This is a genomic window from uncultured Ruminococcus sp., assembly GCF_946415235.1.
GTDB lineage: Bacteria > Bacillota > Clostridia > Oscillospirales > Ruminococcaceae > Ruminococcus.
In genome coordinates, this window is the sequence record NZ_CAMKRR010000170.1 from 1 (window position 1) to 2,946 (window position 2,946).

The following is a 2,946-nucleotide window of genomic DNA, read 5'->3' on the forward strand; positions in this document are numbered from 1 at the left end:
ATACAAATATATTAAAAGAAGTTTTTATATCTCAGTTCAAAAAGCTCAATCCCGATCATGAGGGTGAGGCTGAACAAACATTGAAAGCTATCAGGCAGGAACTTGATAACGATGATCTCGGCAAAAGCTTTTATACTCGACTTACTGCTGTTTCTCCTGTTAAGCTAATAGACTATGAAAATCCTCAAAATAATGTATATCACTGTACTGCTGAGTTTACTTGCAAAAATGGTCAAGACGAGTTCCGCCCAGACATTACGTTGTTCATAAATGGTCTGCCTTTAGTGTTTATTGAGGTCAAAAAGCCAAATAATCATGGTGGTATGGTTGCTGAAAGTGATCGTATGAACAGAAAGCGTTTTCCGAATAAGAAGTTTCGTAGATTTATAAACATAACTCAACTGATGATATTCTCCAATAATATGGAGTATGATGCTGAAGGTGGCATTGTACCCATTCAGGGAGCGTTCTATTGTACAGCAGCTAAAATCAGTGCGCCATTTAATTGCTTTCGTGAAGAAAATCCTTTGAATGATGATATTGCTCCATTTATCAAGGATTACCCTTATAAAGCTATTGATACCGAAACAGAGAAGACTATACTGAAAGACTTTAACAATCAGGTTATCCATACTTCTCCCGAATATCAGACCAATCTTAATGTCAACACTCCTACAAATCGTATCATTACTTCTATGTGTTCGCCGGAGCGTCTGCTGTTTATACTTAAATACGGCATAGCTTATGTGAATATAGAGCGTGAGGTTGACGGTAAGATTGAGACTATCAATCAGAAACATATCATGAGGTATCAGCAGATGTTTGCGACTTTTGCTATCCGTGATAAACTTTCGGATGGTGTTAAATCAGGCGTAGTATGGCATACTCAAGGAAGCGGCAAAACGGCGCTGTCATATTATTTAAGCTACTATCTATCTGATTATTTTGCACACAACAATAAAGTTGCTAAGTTCTATTTTATTGTCGACCGCCTTGATCTGCTTGAACAGGCTTCTCAGGAATTTGAAGCTCGTGGACTTGTGGTAAAGACCGCTAACAGCCGTGCAGAGCTAATGGAACAATTCCGCAACAATCAGGCACAGGAAGGTAACACCGGACAGCAAGAGATTACAGTAGTCAATATACAGCGTTTTGCTGAGGATAAGGAACGAGTTACGCTGCCGTCTTATGCTACAAATTTACAACGTATCTTTATTATTGATGAAGCACATAGAGGATATAATCCTAAAGGCAGCTTTCTTGCTAACCTTTTTGATGCCGATGAAAACTCTATAAAAATCGCATTAACAGGCACTCCGCTATTGGCTGACGAGCGAGAATCATGGAAAGTCTTTGGTAGTTATTTTCATACCTACTATTATGATAAATCCATTCAGGACGGCTATACACTAAAAATCATCCGTGAAGATATTGAAACAAAGTATAAGGAAAAGCTCTCGGCTATTTATGAGAAGCTCGAAACTCTTGTACAGAAAAAGGATATAAAGAGAGACCAGATAGTTGAACATGACTCCTATGTCAAGGAGCTTACAAGATATATTATTAGCGACTTAAAGAGATTCCGTACTATTCAGGGCGATGATACCCTCGGCGGTATGGTTATCTGTGAAACAAGTGAACAGGCACGAAAGATATACGCTTTCTTTGACGAGGTGCAGCGTGAGCTGAATGCCGATTCCTCTCAGAAGTCGCATTTCAAGGCAGGATTGATACTGCACGACAGCGATGATAAGGATACAAGAAAGCAGATAGTCAAGGATTTCAAGAAGAATATGACCATAGATATACTGATCGTATTCAATATGCTCCTGACAGGATTTGATGCTCCTCGCCTGAAAAGGCTGTACTTCGGCAGAAAGCTGAAAGATCATAATCTGTTGCAGGCTATTACCCGTGTAAACAGACCCTATAAGGATAACAAATATGGCTTTATCATTGATTTTGCCGACATTAAGAGCAATTTTGAACAGACCAATGAAGCATACCTTAAAGAACTTAACAGATTTAACGACCCCAATGAAGTCGGCAAGGATAATGTCACTGATACATTCACTCAGGTCATAGAAGATAGAGATGCTCTTGTTCAGCAGATGCGTGAGGTACGACAGGTTCTTTTCGATTTCACTACGGATAATGTGGAGGAGTTCAGCTCCGAAATATCTACCATAGAGGACAAGCAGGAGCTTATCAAGCTGAAAAAAGTGCTTATCGCTGCCCGTGACTGCTGTAATGTAGTTCGAACCTTTGGTGATGATGAGCTGAAACAAGCCTTTTCAAAGCTCGAAATCACAAGACTTCCCGAAATGATACGAGAAGTTCAGCGACAGATCGACACGATAAATCAAAAAGAAGCCTTTGACAGCGATGATTCTACAAAACAGCTTATCAATGAAGCTATGCAGGACATAACCTTTAATTTCTCAAAGATAGCTGATGAAGAATTGCAGATGGGCTTCATGAGTAAAGAGGAGTTCCACGAAAAATGGCGCAGGACGATACAGTCCTTTACGGAGAATATAGACCAGGACGATCCTGAGTTTATCTCCATAAGAGAAGCATTTATGCAGAGATTCAAGGAGTTCGGCTTCGCTGCCGATACCGTCCATGAGTTTACTGAGCGTTCAAAGGTATTAGATGAAGTCCTCAAAAAACTGGCTGAGCTTCAGAAAAGAAATAAGGCTCTTATGCGAAAATATAACGGTGATGCCAAATTTGCAAGAGTGCATAAGAGGATAAGAGAAGAAAACGCTCAGAGGAAAGCAAGAGGAGCTTCGCCCATAATCTCCGGCTATGAGGAAGAAATCTTGGAGGCTCTGAAAGCCATTAAGTTCGATATAGACCAGAAAGTCTTTGACCGGAACGATATTTTGAAGAAAGACGCTTACTTTGAGCAGACTGTAATGTCACAGATCAAGCAAGGTATGG

At 40.1% G+C, this 2,946-nt stretch carries 1 protein-coding gene and 1 pseudogene; both read left to right on the plus strand.

Annotated elements, in window-relative coordinates; genetic code table 11:
• Nucleotides 1–8: 8 nt before the first annotated feature.
• A pseudogene (locus tag Q0R37_RS15515) lies at nucleotides 9–419 on the plus strand (type I restriction endonuclease); the annotation flags it as partial.
• Nucleotides 420–527: 108 nt separating this feature from the next.
• Nucleotides 528–2,946: DEAD/DEAH box helicase family protein (locus Q0R37_RS15520; RefSeq protein ID WP_294755523.1), on the plus strand; the 2,419-nt coding region annotated here is incomplete at its 3' end.